Source organism: Pseudovibrio sp. POLY-S9, from assembly GCF_001431305.1.
Classification (GTDB): Bacteria; Pseudomonadota; Alphaproteobacteria; order Rhizobiales; family Stappiaceae; genus Pseudovibrio.
Genome location: NZ_LCWX01000212.1, coordinates 52,247 through 74,042, shown reverse-complemented (window position 1 = coordinate 74,042; position 21,796 = coordinate 52,247). Strand labels below are relative to the sequence as shown.

Annotated in this window: 11 protein-coding genes; 3 read left to right on the top strand and 8 right to left on the bottom strand. The window is 52.6% G+C overall.

Going from position 1 to position 21,796, the window contains the following annotated elements; genetic code table 11:
* Nucleotides 1-48 precede the first annotated feature (48 nt).
* A complete protein-coding gene (locus tag PPL9_RS21270; RefSeq protein ID WP_208989524.1) occupies nucleotides 49-1,476 on the top strand; it encodes an L-serine ammonia-lyase, iron-sulfur-dependent, subunit alpha in 1,428 nt (475 codons plus the stop codon).
* Nucleotides 1,477-1,918: 442 nt separating this feature from the next.
* Here the strand turns inward: PPL9_RS21270 and PPL9_RS21265 are convergent, their stop codons facing one another.
* Nucleotides 1,919-2,140, bottom strand: a complete 222-nt coding sequence (locus tag PPL9_RS21265) for a hypothetical protein (RefSeq protein WP_057464602.1) — start codon at nucleotides 2,138-2,140, stop codon at nucleotides 1,919-1,921.
* 352 nt (nucleotides 2,141-2,492) lie between these two features.
* Here PPL9_RS21265 and PPL9_RS21260 point away from each other — a divergent pair, with 352 nt between their 5' ends.
* On the top strand, nucleotides 2,493-2,939 hold the full coding sequence (locus PPL9_RS21260; protein ID WP_082597021.1) for an Rrf2 family transcriptional regulator: 447 nt from the start codon (nucleotides 2,493-2,495) through the stop codon (nucleotides 2,937-2,939).
* 341 nt (nucleotides 2,940-3,280) lie between these two features.
* A complete protein-coding gene (locus PPL9_RS21255; protein WP_057464601.1) occupies nucleotides 3,281-8,590 on the top strand; it encodes an autotransporter domain-containing protein in 5,310 nt (1,769 codons plus the stop codon).
* Nucleotides 8,591-8,664: 74 nt separating this feature from the next.
* Here the strand turns inward: PPL9_RS21255 and PPL9_RS21250 are convergent, their stop codons facing one another.
* The 7 genes from PPL9_RS21250 to PPL9_RS21220 all read right to left on the bottom strand — a co-directional run bounded on the left by PPL9_RS21250 (nucleotide 8,665) and on the right by PPL9_RS21220 (nucleotide 21,581).
* Nucleotides 8,665-11,502: a valine--tRNA ligase gene (locus tag PPL9_RS21250; RefSeq protein WP_057464598.1), complete on the bottom strand. Its 2,838-nt coding sequence runs from the start codon at nucleotides 11,500-11,502 to the stop codon at nucleotides 8,665-8,667.
* A gap of 825 nt (nucleotides 11,503-12,327) precedes the next feature.
* Nucleotides 12,328-14,037: a PTS glucose transporter subunit IIBC gene (gene ptsG / locus PPL9_RS21245; protein WP_057464597.1), complete on the bottom strand. Its 1,710-nt coding sequence runs from the start codon at nucleotides 14,035-14,037 to the stop codon at nucleotides 12,328-12,330.
* Between the two features lie 100 nt (nucleotides 14,038-14,137).
* Nucleotides 14,138-16,690: a phosphoenolpyruvate--protein phosphotransferase gene (gene ptsP, locus PPL9_RS21240; RefSeq protein WP_057464595.1), complete on the bottom strand. Its 2,553-nt coding sequence runs from the start codon at nucleotides 16,688-16,690 to the stop codon at nucleotides 14,138-14,140.
* Nucleotides 16,691-17,269: 579 nt separating this feature from the next.
* Nucleotides 17,270-18,310, bottom strand: coding sequence for an oxidoreductase (locus PPL9_RS21235; RefSeq protein WP_057464593.1), 1,041 nt, complete (start codon nucleotides 18,308-18,310; stop codon nucleotides 17,270-17,272).
* 1 nt (nucleotide 18,311) lies between these two features.
* Nucleotides 18,312-19,208, bottom strand: a complete 897-nt coding sequence (locus PPL9_RS21230; protein ID WP_057464591.1) for a sugar kinase — start codon at nucleotides 19,206-19,208, stop codon at nucleotides 18,312-18,314.
* 216 nt (nucleotides 19,209-19,424) lie between these two features.
* Entirely contained in the window at nucleotides 19,425-20,837 is a 1,413-nt protein-coding gene (locus tag PPL9_RS21225) for a HAMP domain-containing sensor histidine kinase (RefSeq protein ID WP_057464589.1), read from the bottom strand.
* Between the two features lie 27 nt (nucleotides 20,838-20,864).
* The gene (locus PPL9_RS21220) at nucleotides 20,865-21,581 is read right to left on the bottom strand and encodes a response regulator (protein WP_208986705.1); all 717 of its coding nucleotides are present in this window, start codon (nucleotides 21,579-21,581) and stop codon (nucleotides 20,865-20,867) included.
* Between the last annotated feature and the right edge of the window lie 215 nt (nucleotides 21,582-21,796).

The window sequence follows — 21,796 nt, the reverse complement described above, 5'->3', positions numbered from 1 at the left end:
ATAGGAAAGACTGTCCGCCAACTTTCCCTTTGTGATGGTGATAAATTTGTGAAGGTTGAAATTGCGTTCGATCCAGAGGGCTCGTTTGCCCAAGTCTATTCCAACCAAGGCAGTGACGAAGGCTTTGCTGCAGGCTTGATGGGAGAAGAGGTCACCTCACCTAAGTATCGACAAGCTCTATCTGATCTGATGAACGGTAAGCCATTTACGCTAGAGATCAACATTAGAAATTTAGACACCAACGATCATCCAAACCGAGTGGAAATTGCAGTCACGGTTGAAGACAGCGAAGGCGCACTTCGGGAAGATCACTTCAAAGCCCTTTCAATAGGCGGCGGGATGTTCAAGCTCGATAGCTTTAACTCTTTCGCAATTGATGTGACTGGGAGCGATTTTATACTTCTGCTGGAATGTGGAGACAATTCACCTCTTCAGCAGCTTCTCTCAAATGCAAAGGTACAAGCTCGTGTCTGTGCAGGTTCAAAGAATAGCCACCAACTTATTGAGATCAAATCCAGTTCGCCACTATCACCTCAACAACCAGAGTTGAAAGACATGATAGAACAGAGCTGGAAGGTCAGGTCCTGCACACCTGTCCAATTCACTGTCCACGACGAGGCCCCTCTTTTTGCCAGCCCAAAGGCTTTGGTCCAACAAACCAGCAGAGCACACAGTCTTGCAAATCTTGCTTTGTCCCTGGAAGCCAAGCGGTTAGGCTTGACTGAGACCCAAACGCGAAAAGCCTTTGCAGACCGCTATGATGTGATGATGGACGCAGTTCAGGCAGGCCTAGCGCTTACCAATCAATCATCCAATATGAAGTTCCTGAAACCGAGCGCAAAGCAGGTTGGTGCAGCAAATCCCGTGGAGATTATCGGCTCACCATTCTTGCAGGATGCGCTTAGCGCTTCTCTCGCAGTTATGGATGCAAACGCAAATCGGGGAGTGGTTGTCGCTGCTCCAACAGCTGGAAGTTCTGGCATCATACCGGGCACGCTATATTCCTTGAAACAACAAGGTGTTGATCGTGAAAGGATTATCGACGCCCTTCAAGTCACAGCACTTGTGGGAGCCGTCTTTGCTGAGTATGGAAGTTTTGCCGCTGAAACGGGAGGATGCTCAGTGGAGACTGGTGCCTCAGCCGCGATGGTCTCAGCTGGATTGGTCCATCTGTTTGGAGGAACAGCACAACAAGCCTTTAATGCGGCATCACTTTGTCTTATGAATACGCTTGGTTTGGTTTGCGACCCAGTTGGTGGGGAAGTGGAAATTCCCTGTCATGCGCGCAATATCGCTGGGATCGCGCATGCGCAATCGTCTGCGGTTGCTAGCCTTTCTGGTTTTGACGCTGTTTTGCCATTTGATGAGATGGTCATCAGCACACAAAAAGTAGGCAAACAGATGCACTCTGACTTGCGCTGTACAGCTCGCGGTGGATGTGCGGCAACACCGACCGCCTGTGCAATGTGCGGATGAGGTTGATCCATAGATATCAATTCCTTAACCGCTAATACTCCCCTCAACCGTCTACTTAGGAGCTTCATCATCTCAGCGTTGTCCAGGTTGCCACCTAAGACAGCTAGCGCATCAACCACCATCTGCCGGACGGCGCGTTAATCCGCGTCATTGACCTGCCAGTTCTACGCTCAACCGTGCCACCTTCGATAGCAAGAAGCTGGACACCCTCTATATCACCAGCGCCTGCCTCCCAGCCTACCCAAGGCTCCCCACTTCGCCTGTAAGTCGGATGAGAAGGACATTCATAGATCGGATTTTGAGGTGAAGAGCGAGCTCCTCTCACCCCTCTCAAACAAACCAGATCAGGCCAAGCCAGATCCAGAGGGGGGCTGGGACTATGGCCCAGATGAAGATGGCGGGGAGGTACTCGTAGATTTTCATGGGGCTCTTCCGATTTCCGTCAGATCAATTCAAATGCTTCTGCCAGGGTCAAAACGCAGGCGACTGATATGCCGAGTGTTACGAAGACACGAATGTGTTTGAAGAAGGCTAGCTCTGCCTTGGGTTTCACGCCGGAGCCATATCCTCTGCCATCCAGGTAGATGCTTGTGATCATGGTCAAAAACAGTAGGAACCAGAGAGCAACCAATCCTTCTGCGATCAAGACGATGGCGGGCAACATTACAGGTCTCCGTAGTTTAAAAGTTTCAGAGCAGGCGGTGGCACATCAGAGCAATCAGTGTTCTTTCCGAGGAAGAAATTGACAGCTTAATTCAATGCCAAACACTGGTGAGACAGCCCCTGCCCTCTATCGTGACAACTTTTCGATTCATAATATCTATTTCATATATATCTTTATCATCGCACATGACAAAAGACATATATTATTTGCATCTTTTCTTAGAAAGAGCTGAATTGACACTAAATAATGTTTTATTTCATACACTTAAAATATGCACAGCATCACATCGCTTTCGGTGTTCAGCACTCTCTGATTTTATGATATACGCACGATATATCTTTGGAGCATCACTATGCGTTTAAATCAGGCAAGCGATTTTGCTTTGCGACTCGTTATGCAATGCGCCATGCAACCAGACATTCTTCAGCGCATCGATCAGGTCGTTTTGCAGCAAGGTTTCTCACGGGGCCATGTAATGAAACTCGTCAACCAACTCTCCCGTGCCGGTATTCTTGAGACCATGCGTGGTCGTGGTGGAGGGTTTAAACTGGGCCGTCTCGCACAAGACATCAGCGTTGGAGATGTTGTCCGCGCGGTAGAGAATGATTTTGCCGTAGTCGAGTGCCTGCGACAGAGCGAATGTGGAGAAATCCAATGCTGCTTCCTCCCCTCTTGTCGCCTCAAACCGTTGATGCAAAGAGCATCCAGCGCCTTCCTGAGCGTGCTCGATGAAATGACAATTGAGAGTGCAGTTATCGATTTGCCCGTACCAGCGGCTTTGGTAGCACAAGAAAGCTAGCAGGAAGAATACTTCTGAAACTCTATTGATCTTCTCATATGTATTTTTGACCAATCCTATATTGAGTTCACAATTAAATCTAATTTAACAAATAAAAACTCTATTAATGACTATATTCGATTCAGTTAATCTATAGCTCATGAGAATAGTATTGCGTATCACTTCATAGCTCCTCAGTCGAATACAGCATAATTGTGTAGCGCGAAGAAATCTTAACGGATTACTAATGTGATTACTCACACTGAAGCTGCGTTTTGCTCTGCGCAGCCTTCGGTAACGGCTGTGCTCGACTGAACAACTGTCTCAGAACTGCTGTAACTGGCAAATGTGTGAGGGTTGAAATGTGGTATAGTGAGCGTCTTCTGGGAACAACTGCACTTGCAGGCCTCGCGTTTGCCTGTCTGTTCAGCCTTCAGGTGGAACGGGCAGATGCACAGACGGTTATTACCGGTACCATTAACAACCCTCCCTTCACAATCAATGGCTCAAATGGTTTACGCATTGGCCAAAACGGTTCTGATGGAACATTGAATGTATTCGCTGGAACCACAGTCCCCATCGGGCAACTTGTAGAGATTGGCGTTGTGAACGCGAACGGCACATTGAATGTTTTTGATAGTGCGGTGGTTTTCCAATCAGGCTCGTTCGCGTTCATAGAGGTTGCAAACGGCGTTAACGAGGGCACCATAAACCTTTACAATAATGGCCAAATTTTTGCTCCCACATCTGACATGGTTTTAGAAGGTAAAGGCACCATCAATATAGGTGGACAGGAAGGCGCTGGTGCTCTTGCCACCGGCTTCCTGGAAGTCGACGACCTTTACATGCTGAACGGCTCAAAAATTGTGATCAACACCACGAGCACGGGAGGCGATCATCTAGTCGCAGATCTAACCTCAGTCACTTCGGGCGCTGGCGAAGTCCTTTTTGAAAATGGCTCCACTCGCCTGATTGGAAACAACAGCCAGTTTTCAGGAAAAATGTTCTTTGATGAAGGTGCAACCGTCACGTTCACAAGCACCAATGCAGTTGGAAATGCACAGCTCGACTTTGTCGGCGGCACTTTTGTTTCAAATAGCAGCCTAACCGTAGAAGGCGACATTGAAGTCACCAATGTGGGCGCTACAAACGATGCAACCTTTGCAACCTCGTCAGGCAACCTCACCCTTGCAGGAGATATGTTTGGTAACGGCAAAGTCAGGTTTGAAGGCAATGGCGTAACCATTCTGTCGGGCAACAATTCCTGGACCGGCGGAACGGACATTAATGGCACAGAAGTTCAGTTTTCAAACGCGTCCAATCTGGGCAACAGCGCGATTGAACTGAACAGCGGCCACCTCACATTTACCGGCTCTACAGCAACAATCAACAACCTCATCGATCTGGATGGAACCTCCTCAATTGAGGTTGGCACGAACGACACCCTCACTGTCAGCAATGATATCAGCGGGTCTGGTCGCTTAAAGAAACTGGGCAACGGAACGCTCGTTCTTGATGGAGCGGGTAGCAACTTCAGCGGTGGGCTGGATCTGGCAGACGGCACCGTAGAGTTTGGAGCAGCAGCCAACATCGGAAGCGGAAACATCATCTATTATGGTGGTGATCTGAGCTATATTTCTGGCTCAGATGCAACCATATCAAACACGTTTGAGATGCATAATAACGGCAATCTTGACGTGCAATCAGGTCGTACTCTGACGATTACAGGTAACATCGTTGATGGCGGCGGTTCACCCGGCAAACTGACCATCGGCTCCGGCGGCACAGTTGACCTGCAAGGCACCAACACATTCTCAGCCGGTCTGGTCGTTCACGAAAACAGCACAGTTGGCTTCTCGGACTCTGACGATCTTGGCAGTGGCACTGTTGAGCTCGACAACGGCAACCTCACCTTTAACGGAACCACTGCAACAATTAGTAACCTGATTGATCTGGACGGGACATCATCCATGACAGTCGGGTCCGGTGACACGCTCACCGTCAGCAATGATATCAGCGGGTCGGGCCGTTTGAAAAAGTTTGGTGATGGAACGCTGGTTCTCGGTGGAGCAGGCAGCAGCTTCAGTGGTGGGCTGGATCTGGCGGATGGAACTGTGCAGTTTGGAGCGGCTGCCAACATCGGCAGCGGAAACATCATCTATTACGGTGGTGATCTGAGCTATGTGTCCGGCTCGGATGCAACCGTCTCAAATACGTTTGAAATGCACAATGACGGTACCCTCGATGTGCAATCAGGCCGCACCCTCACAATCACAGGCAACATCGTTGACGGCGGCGGCTCACCCGGCACGCTGACCATCGGTTCCGGTGGTACAGTCAATCTGCAAGGGACCAACACATTCTCGGCAGGCCTTGTCATTCAGGAAAACAGCACTGTCGGTTTCTCAGATTCCAATGATCTGGGCACTGGCACAGTTGCACTCGACAACGGTAACCTCAATTTCACCGGAACCTCCGCAACAATCGCAAATACGATTGAACTGTATGATGATAGTAGTCTTGATCTGCAATCCGGGCGTACTCTGACAATCACAGGCAACATCGTTGACGGTGACGGCACACCGGGCTCCTTCACCATCGGCTCCGGCGGCACAGCCAATCTGCGAGGAACCAACACGTTCTCAGGCGGTCTGATCGTTCAGGAAAACAGCACGGTTGGCTTTGCAGACTCCGATGATCTGGGCACAGGTGCGATTGAACTCGACAGCGGTAACCTCAACTTCACCGGAACAACCACGACGATTGCCAATCTGATTGATCTGGATGGAACATCATCCGTGACGGTGGGCTCTGGTGATACCCTCACTGCCAGCAATACCATCAGTGGTACTGGCCTGCTAAAGAAACTCGGAGCAGGAACGCTGGTTCTGGGTGGAGCGGGCAGCAGCTTCAGCGGCGGTTTGGATCTGGCAGCCGGTACTGTGGAGTTTGAAGCGGCAGCCAACATCGGCACAGGTGACGTTCTCTTTTACGGTGGTGATCTGAGTTATATTTCTGGTGCAGATGCGACCATCGCCAACGATTTCAAGATGCACGATGACGGTACGCTTGATGTGCAATCCGGACGCACCCTGGCACTGACTGGTGACATCACAGATGGCGGCGGCACACCGGGGGCTCTCACCATTGGGTCTGGCGGCACGGTCAACCTGCAGGGCGACAACAGTTTCTCTGGTGGTCTCATTGTTCAGGAAAACAGTTCTATCGAATTTACTGACCCGGACCGCCTTGGGCTTGGCACAACCACCCTCAACAATGGTAACCTGCTCTATCAGGGTTCCACAGACGTCAATCTCTCAAGGATTGCTATCGCCAGTGGCACAAGTAACACAATCGACATTGATGACAATACGGTCGATCTGGAAATCTCCTCCAACCTTTCCGGCTCAGGCAACTTGTCCATCGATGGTGGCCAAGCAACCACCCTAACCGGCACCAACAGCTCATGGACCGGTGACCTTGGCGTAACCGATACCGAGTTGATCTTCAATGACGGCACCAACATCGGCAACGGCAATGTCGGCATCACACTGAACTCCTCAACTCTGACCTACACCGGCGGCAGCACGGTCACCATCAATGAGCTGGCGTTTTCCGGCGCCGGGAACGTGGTTGGAACGACCGACATCGTTGGCCAGATCAACATCATGTCCGGGCTGACTGGTTCAGATCAGGTTACCTTCACCGGCCCGGGTGAAGTCAATCTGCTTGGCGACAACTCAGGCTACACAGCAGATATTGAAATCGACACCGGCACGCTTGGTCTGGAAGGCTTTTCTACCTCGGCCATTGGGTCCGGCAATGTGATCGTAAACGGTGGAACTCTTTTCTATCTGGGCACTGGTAGCGAAACTGTTGATACGACCAAGCTGCAAGTGAACAGCAATGATAATACCATCGACATGGCAAACGCAGGTGCAACCCTCACCTGGACCGGAGATGCCACTCCCGGTGGAGGTACCTTCCTAAAGAACGGTGCAGGTACGCTTATCCTGTCAGACGGCACCAAATCACTGGTCAGCTCCACCATCAACGGCGGCACCATGCGGATTGGTACGTCCTTAACGGATAGTTCTACTCTTTCAGGTGACCTGACCGTGAACGCGGATGGTCGGCTCGAAGGGTACGGCACAGCCAGCGGCAGTGTGACACTTAACGGCGGCATCATCGCACCCGGAGCATCCTTCGGCACAATTACGCTCGGCAGTCTGGATGCGACGGGCACTGGCGGCACGCTGGAGATGGAAATCGGCTCTGATCCGGTTTCTGGAATGGCAAACGCGGATCAGATCCAGATCCTCGCAGGTGGCAGCGTGGACCTGAACGACGTTGCGCTTGATCTCGTCAACGTTATGGGTCCAACGCCGGTCAAGATCGGCGATGAGTTCGTCATTATTGACAATCTCTCCGCACCGGGGTCAGAGCCACCGACTGGCACGTTCAGTTCAGTCAACCATGACATGTTCATGTTAGATGTGAACGTTATCTACGGTATCCCAGGAGACGGTAACGATGTCGCGATCCAGTTCATCCGAAGCTCCAACAACTTCAATGGCCTGGCAGATACACGCAACGAACATTCAGTCACTCTGGCGCTTGATACTATCAATGAAAGCGGCGATCTCTTCACACAACTTGCGCCCATGAACAACGCTCAGATTAAAGCTCTTCTCGATCCCCTTGCAGGTGAAATCAACGCTTCAACCCGTGCAATCCTTCTTGCCGACAGCCGCTTCCTGCGACAAGCGGTGAATGACCGCCTTTACAAGGCTCACAGCGCTTTTGCTGCAGACGTGGATGACAACACCGTTTCCCGCAAAGTTGGCCCCTTTGAGATGTGGGGGCAGGTCTACGGCAGCTGGGGTCAATTCTTCTCCGATGGCAATGCCCGCACCACAGGCAGAAGCGTCGGCGGCGTTCTGGTTGGTGTTGATGCAACCTACTTTGACATGGTGCAGCTGGGTGTGGTTGCAGGCTTCGGCAGAACATCCATCGACATCAGTTCCATCGATGCATCATCTGACAGTGACAGCTACAGTGTCGGCGGCTACGCCAGTGCCAATCCGATCGACAACGTCAAACTGCGCGGAGGTGTTGCCGGTACATGGTACAACATTGCAACTGATCGCGATGTAAGCCTCTTCCCGGAAGAAACACTGTCATCTGACCAGTTCGCCGGTTCTGTGCAGGTGTTTGGTGAGCTTGGATACACGTTGGAAAGCACCTACGGCAATCTGGAACCTTTTGCAGGAGTTGCCTATGCTTACCTGTCTGGTCCCGGCTTCAATGAAACCGGCGGTGCAGCAGCTCTCAAAGCAGACGGGCAATCCAACTCCCTCACCTTTTTGACACTGGGAACACGCGGCGAGTTTGACCTTTCCAACTACCTTTATGGGGACACAAGCTTTGTTGGCTTGGCAGCCTGGCAATACTCTTCCGCTGATACGCTCGACTACACCCAAAGCTTCATCGACAGCGGCAACCCCTTCACCGTCGCCAGCGTCCCAATCGCCCGCAACGTGGCCCTGATCGAAACCGGTCTTGAATCCCGGCTGGCCGAGCACATCCAACTCAACATCAACTACTACGGCCTCCTCGCCGACCAAACCCTAGACCACGGCGCCAACGCAAGACTGTTCGTGCAGTATTGAGGGAAGAGAAAGCCTAAGCAAAAAACGCGGCCCCGAAGAGCCGCGTTTTGCAAAATTCAAAGGATGAAAGAGCCTTAGCCCAGAGCTGCGAGGCGCTCCAAAGCGGCATCCATCTTTTCCTTGCGCTCAGCAAGTTCAGCCACTTTTTCTTTTTCAGCAGCAACGACATCTTCCGGAGCTTTTGCAAGGAAGCGCTCGTTTTCAAGCTTCTTGGAGATCTTGGTGAGTTCACCAACAATCTTGTCCAAAGACTTGCCAAGACGTGCCTTTTCAGCATCCAGATCGATAACACCAGCAAGCGGCAAACAAACGGTTGCTTCACCAACAACAATCTGAGCAGAGCCCTGCGGGATCTCATCAGCAGTGGTGACTGTTTCAGCACGCGCGTTCTTGATGATCGCCGCTTCATGAATTTCCAGACGTGCTTTGGTCTGTTCAGAAGCACCACACAGAACAACAGGAACCTTCGCCCCGGCCGGAACGTTCATTTCAGAACGAACAGAGCGGATCTGGACAATCATGTCGATCAGCCAGTTGATCTCAGCAGCAGCCTCGCCATCTTCACCAATGGAGGTCGGCCAGGCAGAAAGTGCCAGAAGCTTCTCACGCTTGTTCTCGCCATCTTCAACCGTACGCATCCAAAGCTCTTCCGTGATGAACGGCATGAACGGGTGCAGAAGCTTCAGGATCTCATCACGAGCCCAGGCTGTTGTGGCACGAACTTCTTCCTTAGCCGCTTCATCATCGCTGTAGAAGATCGGCTTGGTCAGCTCCACATACCAGTCACAGAATGTGTTCCAGACAAAGCGGTATGCACCACCGGCAGCATCGTTGAAGCGGTAAGTATCAATCGCCTCAGAAACTTCGCGAATAGCGCGGCTGGTTTCAGTCACGATCCAGCGGTTCACGGTTTGCTTAACAAGCGCAGGGTCAAAGCCGTCTACAGCATGACACTCGTTCATTTCCGCAAAGCGGCAAACGTTCCAGAGCTTGGTGGTAAAGTTGCGATAACCAGCAACACGAGACGTCGCCAGCTTGATATCTCGGCCCTGTGCAGCCATGGCAGCAAGCGTGAAGCGCAGCGCATCTGCACTGTACTCTTCGATCAGCGCCAGCGGATCAATCACGTTGCCCTTGGACTTGGACATCTTCGCGCCCTTCTCGTCACGGACGAGGGCGTGAATGTAAACTGTGTCGAATGGCTCGGTCTTCATATAGTGCTTGCCCATCATCATCATGCGGGCAACCCAGAAGAAGATGATGTCGAAGCCGGTCACAAGAACAGACGTTGGGTAGTAGCGTGCAAGCTCAGCGGTTTTATCCGGCCAGCCCATAGTCGAGAACGGCCACAACGCAGAAGAGAACCAGGTATCCAGAACGTCTTCATCGCGGTACATGGCAACAAAGTCAGCGTCTCCGGCATCATGCGCAGCTATAGCGTCGTTCTGCTCCATCAGCTTTACAGGCTTACCATAGAACTCCGCAGCCGCAGCCAGTGCTTCTTCTTCGCTCTTTTCAACGAAGAACTTGCCTTCCGGGCCATACCACGCAGGGATACGGTGTCCCCACCACAACTGACGGGAAATACACCACGGCTGGATGTTTTCCATCCACTCGTAATAAGTCTTGTCCCAGTTGGCAGGAACGAACTTGGTGCGACCTTCACGGACGGATGCAATAGCAGGCTGTGCCATGGTCTTGGCATCAACATACCACTGGTCAGTCAGCATAGGCTCAATCGGAACGCCGCCACGGTCGCCATGTGGAACCATGTTGACGTGATCAACAACCTCATCCAGCAGACCGCGCTCTTCCAGCATCGAAACAATCATCTTGCGTGCCGCAAAGCGCTCAACACCTTCAAGTGTTTCCAGTGTTTTGCTCAGCTCATCGGTCAGTTCCAGACCATCCATAAAGCCTTCTGCTTCACGCAGAACAATGTTGGCTTCACGGTCCATGATGGAAATCTGACGCAGAGAATGACGCTTACCAATGTCAAAGTCATTGAAATCATGCGCAGGCGTAACCTTCATCGCGCCTGTACCGGTTTCAAGATCAACATAGTCGTCAGCAAGGATTGGAATACGGCGGCCAACCAGCGGCAGGATAATGTCTTTGCCCTGCAGCTCTTTAAAGCGCTCATCATCCGGATGAACGATAACAGCCGTATCACCCAACATGGTTTCCGGGCGAGTGGTCGCAATCACGATGTAATCACGCGTCTCAAACTCGGTCGCCTTGCCGTCTTCATCAAACGCAACAGGGTGCTGGTACGTCACACCATCCGCCAGCGGATAGCGGAAATGCCACATGTTGCCCTGCATCTCCTTCTGCTCAACTTCCAGATCGGAAATCGCAGTCAAAAGTTTAGGATCCCAGTTCACAAGGCGCTTGTCCTTGTAAATCAGGTTCTCTTTGTAAAGAGAAACAAACACTTCCAGAACGGCTTTGGAGAGGCCTTCGTCCATGGTGAAACGCTCACGGGACCAGTCACAAGACGCACCAAGGCGCTTAAGCTGGTTAAAGATCATCCCGCCGGACTCACCTTTCCATTTCCACACACGTTCAATAAACGCTTCACGGCCAAGGTCACGACGCGTGACATTGCCGCCGTCAGCAGCCATCTGGCGCTCAACGACCATTTGTGTCGCAATACCTGCGTGGTCCATACCCGGCTGCCACAGAACATCGCGACCGCGCATACGCTGGTAGCGAACCATAATGTCCTGCAAAGTGTTGTTGAGAGCATGGCCCATATGCAGAGAGCCTGTCACATTCGGCGGCGGAATCACGATTGAGTAGGTCGCAGCTCCATCTTCTGCGCCCGCACCTGCCTTAAAGGCCCCTGCCTGTTCCCAAGCGTCGTAAATCCGCGGCTCAACAGAGGCCGCCTCATATGTTTTATCCAGCATACCTAAAAGCTCTTCCACTTATGGAGTTTGTCTGGTGTAAATCGGATGCACTCGCCTAAGTCAACCTTTCATGCAGCTGAAGGATGCAAATTATGCATCAGACGCGTGTTGTTCACCGCTCCAGCAATCTCATATACGACAAAATAGCCAAAAGCTGCTGAGAATATTACTTGAGAGTGAACTACGACGCCTTGTAGCTCAAGACCTATGCCTAAATGCAGTGATAGAAGTTAGTAGGTTTAGTAGAATACAAACCGCTGCTGTTTGTGCAGCGGGACGGTAGCTAAAAGGCTGAAGCGAGGAGAGAGATTGCAACTCAAAGGGGCAATCAGTAGGATTAAGCAAACTTTCTGAGAACTTCCTGGGGAAAGCTAGTCGGATGAACAACAAGCCTAGCTCATTCTACACAGCATGGAGCTACTCAACATAATCCCCATAAAGAGTGTAGCTTCCATGAGCGAAGGTGGTCCTGGAATTCTTATACGTGCGTATGTCATCCAGTCCAAGATCTGGCTCTACAGATCGATGGCCAGCGCATTTTCAACCAGATACAAATTTGCTTAATACTTCACATATCAAGACCATCTAAACAACAACCTGAAACTAAATTCAGATTTCCGCAATAAAAAACTAATCACACGAAGGTAATTAATACACCTAATTCTAGACCTCACCTGCTTTAAATACACCCCATTACTATAAATAATATATACAAACACTAAAAAAGCAGCACTCGCCGGGCGGGGAGTGCTGCTTTTGGTGGTGGGTGCCCCTGAAGGTTCGGGAGGAGGGTAAACCTTCAAAGGCACCTTATGTCTCTGTCAGTTAAATCTGAGCAGAGAGATCCTTGGCGAGTTTGGTGTACTTGTCGCCAACGATGAGGTGGAGCGCTTTGTCTCCCGCTTTCATGACCTGAATGCCAGCCTGTGACAGCTCTGGCATGGACACGCCAGCGATATCGCGCAGTTCCACGCGTACGCGGGTATTTGCAACAGCTTCAACAGCTACCACGTTATCCTTGCCGCCAAGCTGACCAAAGATGGCTGCTGCATCAAGGCTTTGCTCGGCAGCAGGTTGCGCAGAGGCACCGCCACCTTGCAGGTAGATCTCCATGTCGGTCTTCAGGTTCTCAGAAGCTGTTCCGAAGATGGCCTGAGCACCATTACCAACGCGGATCACACCGCGCGCGCCGAGGGCTTTCAACGCAGCATCATCAACCTTGGAGACATCAGCGGTGCTGACACGCAGACGGGTGATACATGCATCCAGATTGGTGATGTTGTCTGCACCGCCGAAGGCTTTCACAAGCGCTGCGGACATTGCATCTTCATCGCCGCTGGCAACAGCTGCGGAGGCTTCAGTTGCAGCTTCGCGGCCTGGAGTTTTCAGGTTCAGGGCTACAATGAGAACACGGAATACAGCGTAGTACAGAGCTGCGTAACCCAGACCAAACACGACCAACATCCAGCCGTTGGAAGACAGTGGGTAAAGCAGAACGTAATCGATGAAACCGTGTGAGAAGGTCATGCCGTGCTTGATGCCGAGCATGATCATCAGGGAGTAGCCAACACCTGCCAGAATGGCGTGTGCGATGTAAAGAACTGGCGCAACGAAGAGGAACGCAAATTCGATTGGTTCGGTGATACCGGTCAGGAAAGAGGTCAGCGCTGCGGAGATCATGATACCGCCAACCATGGTGCGGTTTTCAGGCTTCGCGCAGTGCCAGATTGCCAGAGCAGCAGCAGGTAGACCCCACATTTTGAAGAGGTAGCCACCAGCCATGTTACCAGCAGTAGGGTCGCCAGCAAGGTAACGCTGGATTTCGCCGGTTACGGCCTGGCCAGTTGCCGGATCAATGTAGGAGCCAGCCTCAAAGAAGAATGGAACGTTCCAGATGTGGTGCAGGCCGAATGGGATCAGCGCACGCTCAATCACACCGTAGATGAAGAACGCAACTTCTGGGTTTTCTTCTGCTGCCCAACGGGAGAACGCGTTGATGGCACCACCGATTGGAGGCCATACGAACGACAGGATAACACCGAGGAAAATACAGGCAAACGCGGTGATGATCGGCACAAATCGCTTACCCGCGAAGAAACCTAGATAATCCGGTAACTTGATGCGGTAGAACTTGTTGAACATGAACGCAGCCAGCGCGCCCACGAGGATGCCGCCGAACACGCCGGTATCAATGGAGGTGATCCCGAGGATCGGCTTGGTTTCGATCGCAAGTGTCTCAGCAACAACGCCCATTGTTGCAAGAAGAACACCGTAACCAACCACGGCTGCAAGGCCGGCAACACCGTCGTTTTTGGCGAAGCCGAGTGCAACGGCAACTGCGAAGATGATTGGCAGGTTACCGAAGATCGAACCACCAGCCTGAGCCATCAGGTGGTTGATGAATTCCGGAATGAACGGCAGGTCAGCTGCGCCGACGCCGAGAAGGATACCAGCAGCTGGAAGAACCGACACTGGCAGCATCAGGGACTTACCAACCTTCTGTAAGGCTCCAAATGCGTTTGAGAATGTACTCATTGTTTTTCCCCCAGAGTTGCATGGTGTGCGAGCACGCCATGCCCCCTGATTTTGTTAGGTATTCCCGACTGGAACACCAACTCCCACATTTACTCCTGCATCACTGCTGTGATTTGAGGAGATCTTTCACGTCACTGGTATCCGCGCAGTCCAAAGCTGCTTGCGCGAGCTTGCGGGACTCCTCCATGGATACAGTGCGAACTGTGTGTTTCACTTCCGGCAGAGCAGGTACGCTGACGGAGAGTTCTTTGATGCCGAGGCCGATCAAGATCGGGACGGCTTCAATCTGACTGGCAAGACCGCCACAAACACCGACCCATTTGCCTGCATCTTCTGCAGCGCGAACGGTGAGTTCGATCATGCGCAGAACGGCTGGGTGCAGCGCATCCGCACGGGATGCGAGGCCCGGGTGGCCACGGTCGATGGCCATGACGTACTGGGTGAGGTCATTGGTGCCGATGGAGAAGAAGTCCACTTCCTGTGCCAGCTTGTCGGCCATCAGAGCAGCGGACGGCACTTCAATCATGATGCCGACTTCAACGTGCTCAACACCAAGGCTCTTCTGCTCTTCACGCACCAGCGCGTTGACGGCTCGCAGCTCGTCCAGCGCACTGATCATCGGGTACATGATGCGTGCATGACCCTTGTGTGCCTGAGAGAGAATGGCACGGACCTGACGGCGCAGGATGCTTGGGCGCTCAATACCGATACGTACACCGCGAACACCGAGGAATGGGTTTTCTTCATGCGGCATAGGCATGTAAGGCAAAGGCTTGTCGCCGCCCACGTCCAATGTGCGGATGATGACAGGGCGTTCCTTGCCCATAACCTCAAGAATTGCGCCAACTTTTTCGGCCTGCTCTTCTTCTGTCGGCTCGTTGAGGCGCTCCATGTAGAGGAACTCGGATCGCAGCAGACCAACAGCTTCAGCACCAGCTGCAACAGCCTTTTCAGCATCTTCTACGCTACCGATGTTAGCGGCAATTTCCACCCGAAAACCGTCTTTGGTGATGGCTGGTTTATGCGCATCGCGCTGGTATTCTTTGGCTTGTTTGGCTGCATTTTCGATCTTCCTGGTGAAGGCAGCTTGCTCGGCGTCAGTCGGAGAAACTTTGATTTTGCCGCGCTTTGCATCCAGCAGAAGGACGGTGCCGTCTTCGAGGTCCTTCATGGCGTCTTCGACATTGACGAGGTAAGGCAAGTCATTAGAGCGGGCGATGATGGCCGCGTGAGAAGAAGACCCGCCATGGGTGGTGCACAGACCGACGATCTTGGTGAGGTCCAGAGCAACGATCTCGGAAGGTGTGACGTCTTCCTGAAGAAGGATGGTGCCTTCCTCTAAAATTTCACCGCCATCATCAACGCCAAGCAGCTTTTTCAGTACGCGCAGGCCGATATCACGGACGTCAACGGCGCGGCCAGCGAGCAGCGGGTCGTCCATTTTGGCGAGGGTTTCAGCCTGTGCTTCGTAAGCCAGCTTCCAGCTCCAGGCTGCGCCTTGGCCCTTGGCGATGTCTGCCAGTGGCTTTTCGGAGAGTTCTGGATCGGAAAGCAGTTCGATGTGGGCGTTGAAGACCTCGGCCAGTTCTTCCTGACTGTTGTTGTTCAGGCGGTCGATGATGCTTTGCAGGTCTGCGATGGAGGATTTGACGGAGGCTTTGAACGCGGCACGCTCTTCAGCTGGACCGATGCTTTCGCGAGTGACCTCTGGTAGAGTCTTGTTGTGCTTGACCAATTTACCGATAGCGCGACCCGGAGAGGCGGTGAAGCCGATGAGAACGCCATCTTCGCCGGACTTGACCTGAAGCAGAGGTGCTTCCTCGATCACGTCTTCCTGCGGAGCCTCGGAGAAGCTGGTGATTTCTTCGCCAAGACCAGCTTTCACAGCAGCGATAACATCTGCCACAACTTGCTGTGCGTCTGGACCAACAGCTTCAATCTCAAGCTCGTCACCCAGCTTTGTTTTCAATGACATAATGCCGGTTACGGAAGAGCCGCTGCAGGTTTTTCCGTTGACGGTAAAGGTAACTTTCGCATTTGCCTTGCGCACTTCAACAGCTAAACGAGCGGCTGGACGGGCGTGGAGGCCGGTGGCGTTGGGGATCTTGATGGAGCCGGTGATGGCAGGACCAGTTGGCTCAGTGGCAGTTTCCTGCGCCGGAGCGGTGGTACCTTGAGGATCGTTGCTGCTTGGGACAGTGAAGACGACCTGATTGAGGTCTGTCTGAACGGTGCCGAGAGGAGCGAGGGTCGTGATTTCCTGACCGCTGGTGATAACGATTGCGGATTGAACGGAAACACATTCGCGGGCGATGAGGTCGGCGTCGAAGGTGATAAGGGGTTGACCTTGCTCGACCTGATCTCCCTCAGCGACGTGCAATTCGAAGCCGCGGCCTTTCAGGGCGACGGTGTCGAGGCCGATGTGCATCAGCAGTTCAACGTCGCCTTGCTGCAACGTAACTGCATGATGTGAATTATGAATTTGAGTTATCTTGCCAGCGAATGGGGCGTAAAGAACATTGTCTGTCGGGTCGATGGAAACGCCATCACCCATCATTTTTTCGGCAAACACCGGATCGGGCAGGTCGGTGACAGCCTGAACAATGCCCTTTAAAGGCAAATTGATGGAAAATTTGTTTTTTGGATCCTTCACCGTTTTATCTCCCGATTATATTAGGTGAATGCGCGCCTTCTTAAGCTTCGGCTAAGTCTTGAAGAGACAAGAGGCGATTTTTACGCGAGGATCATTTGCGTAAGGCCGCACAACAATACGTAAAAAGACTAGTGTTACGGGGTGTTACGAATTGTTACAAAGGGAAATATTTCTCATTACATAGAGAATGACTTACTGATGGATATCAGTGCTAGTCGACTTGATGTATAGATAAGATTAATTCGAATTATATACTAATATACATCATGAAATTACATGGGGTCGGCGGCACCCTCCCATACATTTGCAACAATGCTGTAACAACAGCTTGATACATTACAGAGCCGTCAATCCGGGCTGTTTCATCCGCAATGAGGATCTGCACACGCTCCAGCTTCCCGAAATCCCAAAAGCGTCCATGCCTGAAGGGAACGGGGGACCGGATTCAGCCTTGCGTTTTTATTTGCGTTGTTTTGTGATTTTTGCGTTCAAAGCGTTTTTTGGTGCGCGCTTATGTGCTGAACCGCGGGGAGAGGAACCTGCGCCAGCAAAGAGCCGCCGCAGGTCAAAATTCGATCTTCAGAGCAAGACAGTTCTGGCTTCTTTTTCGCTCAGATAAGCAGCTTCGATAATCCGGATGGTCTGCATCGCATCACGTGGGGAGACTGGTACTGCGGTGTCATTGCGAATGGCGTCCCGCATACCAGCATAGAACCGTTCGTATCCGCCTTTCTGGCTTGGTACCGGCGTACCTTCACCCGTCTCGTCATAAAGCATGCCCCAGTCGTCTTCTGCTTCAACACCCCAGGTCGGGCTTGCAGGTCCGCCGCCAGCCTTCAGCATGTCCTCTTGCGGGTCCATGCCATAGGTGATGTAGGTGGCTTTATCCCCGCTCACCTGAAAGCGTGGACCTTGCTCTGTGCTGAGGCAGTTGCCGTGCAGGATGACATCGCAGTCGTCATAGCCCAGCACGAGGTGGAAGTGATCCACCGCTGCCGCTTCTTTGCGCTGAACGCGAAGCCTCGCCTGAACTGATTTTGGCGTGCCAAACAAACTCAGCGCCTGATCGATGCCATGGGCACCCAGATCATACAGGATGCCAGCACCGGGGATATCTTGTTCGCGCCAGCGGCCTTTGATGTCCGGGCGATAGCGATTGTAGTTGCACAGGTACGAGTGCACTTTGCCGAGGCGACCTGTTTCCATCAGGTCCTGAACCGTCAGGAAATCACAGTCGAAGCGGCGGTTGTGATAGACGGAGAGCTTCAGGTCTTTCTGCTCTGCAATGTCGATCAGCTCTTCCGCTTCCGCACTGGTGATGGTGAACGGCTTTTCAACCACCACATGCTTACCAGCCAGCAGCGCTTTTTTAGCGTGATCGTAATGCAGCGTATTGGGCAGGCTGAGAACGACAAGCTCGATGTCCGGCTGTGCCAACACCTCTTCAAAGGAGGTGTATGGCGTGCAGTCGGGCAACTTGCTTTTGACAAGGTCCGGCTTGCTGGAAACCACCGCGGCAAGGTCGATGCCTTCAACAAAGGTCAGCAGGGGTGCGTGGAAGCTTTGGCCAGAAACACCAAAGCCCACAAGAGCCGTTTTAACAGGCTGAACAGAACTCATATTACGCATCACTCGCTGGAAAATTCTTCTGCACGTTGTCGAGGTCAAGAACGGTTGGCAGGGAGGCCTCGTTGCCGAGGAACTGAATGGCGTGGGCAGAAGCTGCGCGCGCTGTTTTGAAGTGATCTTCCCAAGAGCCTTTTGGGTCTGCCAGATATGCATAGACATACGCACCGTGGAAAGTATCACCCGCACCGTTGGTGTCGATGACCCGTTCTTTTGGCACCTTCAAAGCGGCTTGGCGCTTGATTGGGCACTTGTCTTCGTACCACAGCAGGCCTTTTTCACCCTGAGTGACACCACCGACCTTCACGCCTTTAGCACGCAAATATTCCAGTGTGTCTTCCGGGGATTTGCCAAGCTGCTCACAAAACAACTCAGAAACGATCGCCACATCAATGTAGTCGAGCAGTTCCTCGGTGTTCTCACGAACGGCACCACCATCCAGAGATGTCAGGATGCCGTGTTTGCGGCAAAGTTTGGCGTAGTGCAAAGCGGCATGAGGGATGTGACCGTCTACGTGCAGCGCCTGACAGCCAGCCAGATTAAGCTCAGGAACCGGATGCAGGAAGTCATTGTCGCGACAACGCACGATGGCGCGTTTACCGTCTTTTGGCATGATGAAGGAGAGAGAACTTTCCTTCACTTTGCAGCTGTGGATCGGAATGGAGTATTTTGCGGCCATATCGCGGAACATGCGGGACAGCCAGTCATCTGCCATGGAGCACAGCAGGTCAGGTGAGATGCCCAGCTTAGCGCAAACGAAAGCTGCGGTGACAGCGTTGCCGCCAAAGCTGACAGCATAATCCTGCGCAATTGCCTTCTCATCACCTTCCGGCATGGTCTCTGACAAAAAGGTCACGTCGATGTAGGACTGGCCAATAAATAGCGCTTTCATCCTGTACTCCATTAAAGTCCGGGTCACACTGCGCAAATGCAGCGATGGTACCTTCCGCTTTTAACGACGGATTTCTAAATGATGTCCTAGGGAAATCATGAAAGTGCCTTGCTCGCAAACCTGATGTATCAACTTGTTACATTACAGGTTGTTTTTGCAGGTCTTTCCCCAAAATGGCAGGTGGTATGAGGAAAACTACGCAGAGAGTGAGTGCGCCTACAACTCGCGCGGCAATTTCACGAAGATACAGAACTTGCCTTCTGGTGTTTCGCCAAGGCTGATTTCGCCGCCATGGGCGTTGATGATCTGCTTGACGATAGAAAGGCCGAGACCAACACTGGAGGAACGGGTGCGTTCCACACTGTCATTGCGAAAGAACGGTTCAAACACCTTTTCGTGCAGGTGGTCCGGAATGCCGGGGCCGGGATCACTGATGGAAACAAGCAGCTGATCATTCTCAAGGTTTTGCATCTCAACGGTGGCCGCACCACCATATTTGAGCGCATTATCAATGAGATTGCTGAAGGCACGGCGCAAAGCAGTGGGTTGGCCGTTCATGACTGCGCGGCCCTCAACCTCCAGCTCAACTTCACCGCCACCACCAAAAATATTGCGGCTTTGGTCCGTCAGCTTATGGCGCTGGGGGACGAAGACAACATCATTGCCCGTGTCCATATAGTCATCACAAAGCGATTGCAGCAGTGCGGCGAGAGAGAGGTGCTGAGGCTCTTCCAACAAGGCGTTGAACCGGAGGAAATCAAGGGAGGCTGCGATGAGACGGGTCATCTCTTCCACATCATGCAGCATGCGATTGCGCAGGGCGGTGGATTCGATCTGCTCCAGCCGCAGGCGTAGACGGGTGGCAGGTGTACGCAGATCATGGCTGATGGAGGCCAGCATGCGTTTTTGCTCTTCCAGCAACTGTGCTCGGGCTTCCTGCTCTCGCACCAGCGTATCCTGCAGGGCAACGGCTTCCTCCGTGTCCCACGGTTTCAGCTCGGCACGCTCATACTTTGCCAGGGACCGGAACGGAGCGGCGGTGTAGTGAATGAGGCTGCGGGCCAGCACAAGCACCAGCGTGATGCAAAGCGCGGCGATGATGAACAGCACCGGCTCCGTCATCCGGTCCTGCCACAGTTTCGGGAACGTGATCAGGCGGTTGCCTTGCTGGTTTGGAAGCGTCAGATAGAGCTGAACAGCCTTGTCTTGCCGTGTGACGGCTTGAGCAAAAGCGCCCAGCTTATCAAGTTGATAGGCTGGATTGGGTTGGTCGTGCGTGATTAGATCTGCCCGGGGCAAAGCACCGGTAAACACCAGTTCGGCTGCGAGCTTGAGACCATCGTTATTGAAGGTCAAAGGAAGAGAAGTGACATCACCTGAAAGCACTGGTTTGCCAGCTTCAACAACCTGCAGATATTTGCCCGCAAAAGGAGCGGGTGCAGTGCCGCGCATGTATTGGCTCAGTTCTGCACCGGCTTCAAAGGAGTTCGCCAGTGCTAACTCGCGCGTGTTGTAGGCGTTGAGCGTGAGCCCCAAAACCACGAAGACCGAGAGCACGGCGGTGATGAGAACCACAACCATACGGCGTTCAAGGGATCTGGGCAGAAAGCTCAGGATCAATCCTGACATGGCCACGCTCTTTTCAGTGCCATGGACCTACACCCGCGTTACGCTTTGAGAAAACAGATAGCCCTGATGGCGCACAGTGGTGATGAAATCCGTACTCGGGTCCGTCTGTGCCAGCTTCTTGCGCAGGCGGCTGATCAGAATATCAATGCTGCGATCGTGGGAATCCACCTTGGCACCGCGCAGCACGCGGCCCAGTGTATCGCGGGAAATCGGCTTTTGCGGTGCCTTCACAAAGGTCAGCAGAGCGTCAAATTCAGAAGAGCTCAAATGCACCAGCACACCATCTGGCGCGGTCAGGTGGCGGGTTGCTTCATCCAGTTTCCAACCGGCGAATTCAAAGCGCTGCGCTTTGGGCGCTGCTGCTGTTTCAACGTCTTCAGTCCGGCGGAAAATAGCGAAGATGCGAGCCTGTAACTCACGAGGATTGAACGGCTTTTCCAGATAATCATCAGCGCCCAGCTCCAGCCCGACAATACGCTCCGTATCACCTGTAATCGCGGAGATGATGATGATTGGCATCCTGGAAGTCTGGCGCACGCGCTGGCACAGGGTCAGCCCGTTTTCTCCCGGCAGCATGATGTCCAGAACCATCAGATCAATGTGGTTGGTGTCCAGAAGCTCAATGGCTTCCTCTGCAGAGTTTGCAGTGAACACGGTGTACCCACGATCTTTCAGGAAGTCTGCCGTCAGGCTGGCGATTTCCTCATCATCGTCAACAATCAGCAGTGTTTTGTTCGAGAGCATCATACCTCGGTGTACCCATTTCAGTCCCAACCAGCTCACTCTGGCCCAGTGCTGTATAACAAAACATTTGGCCGCTGCGAGAGGAATGTGTATGCGTCAGGTTGTCTTGCACGTGCAAGTTCATTGGATTGTGTGTTTATACGCGATAAATTGAAGAAAGAGTTTGCTAGAAGCGTCCTTGAGAATACCCATCGGGAGAATGTAATGGGCAGCCC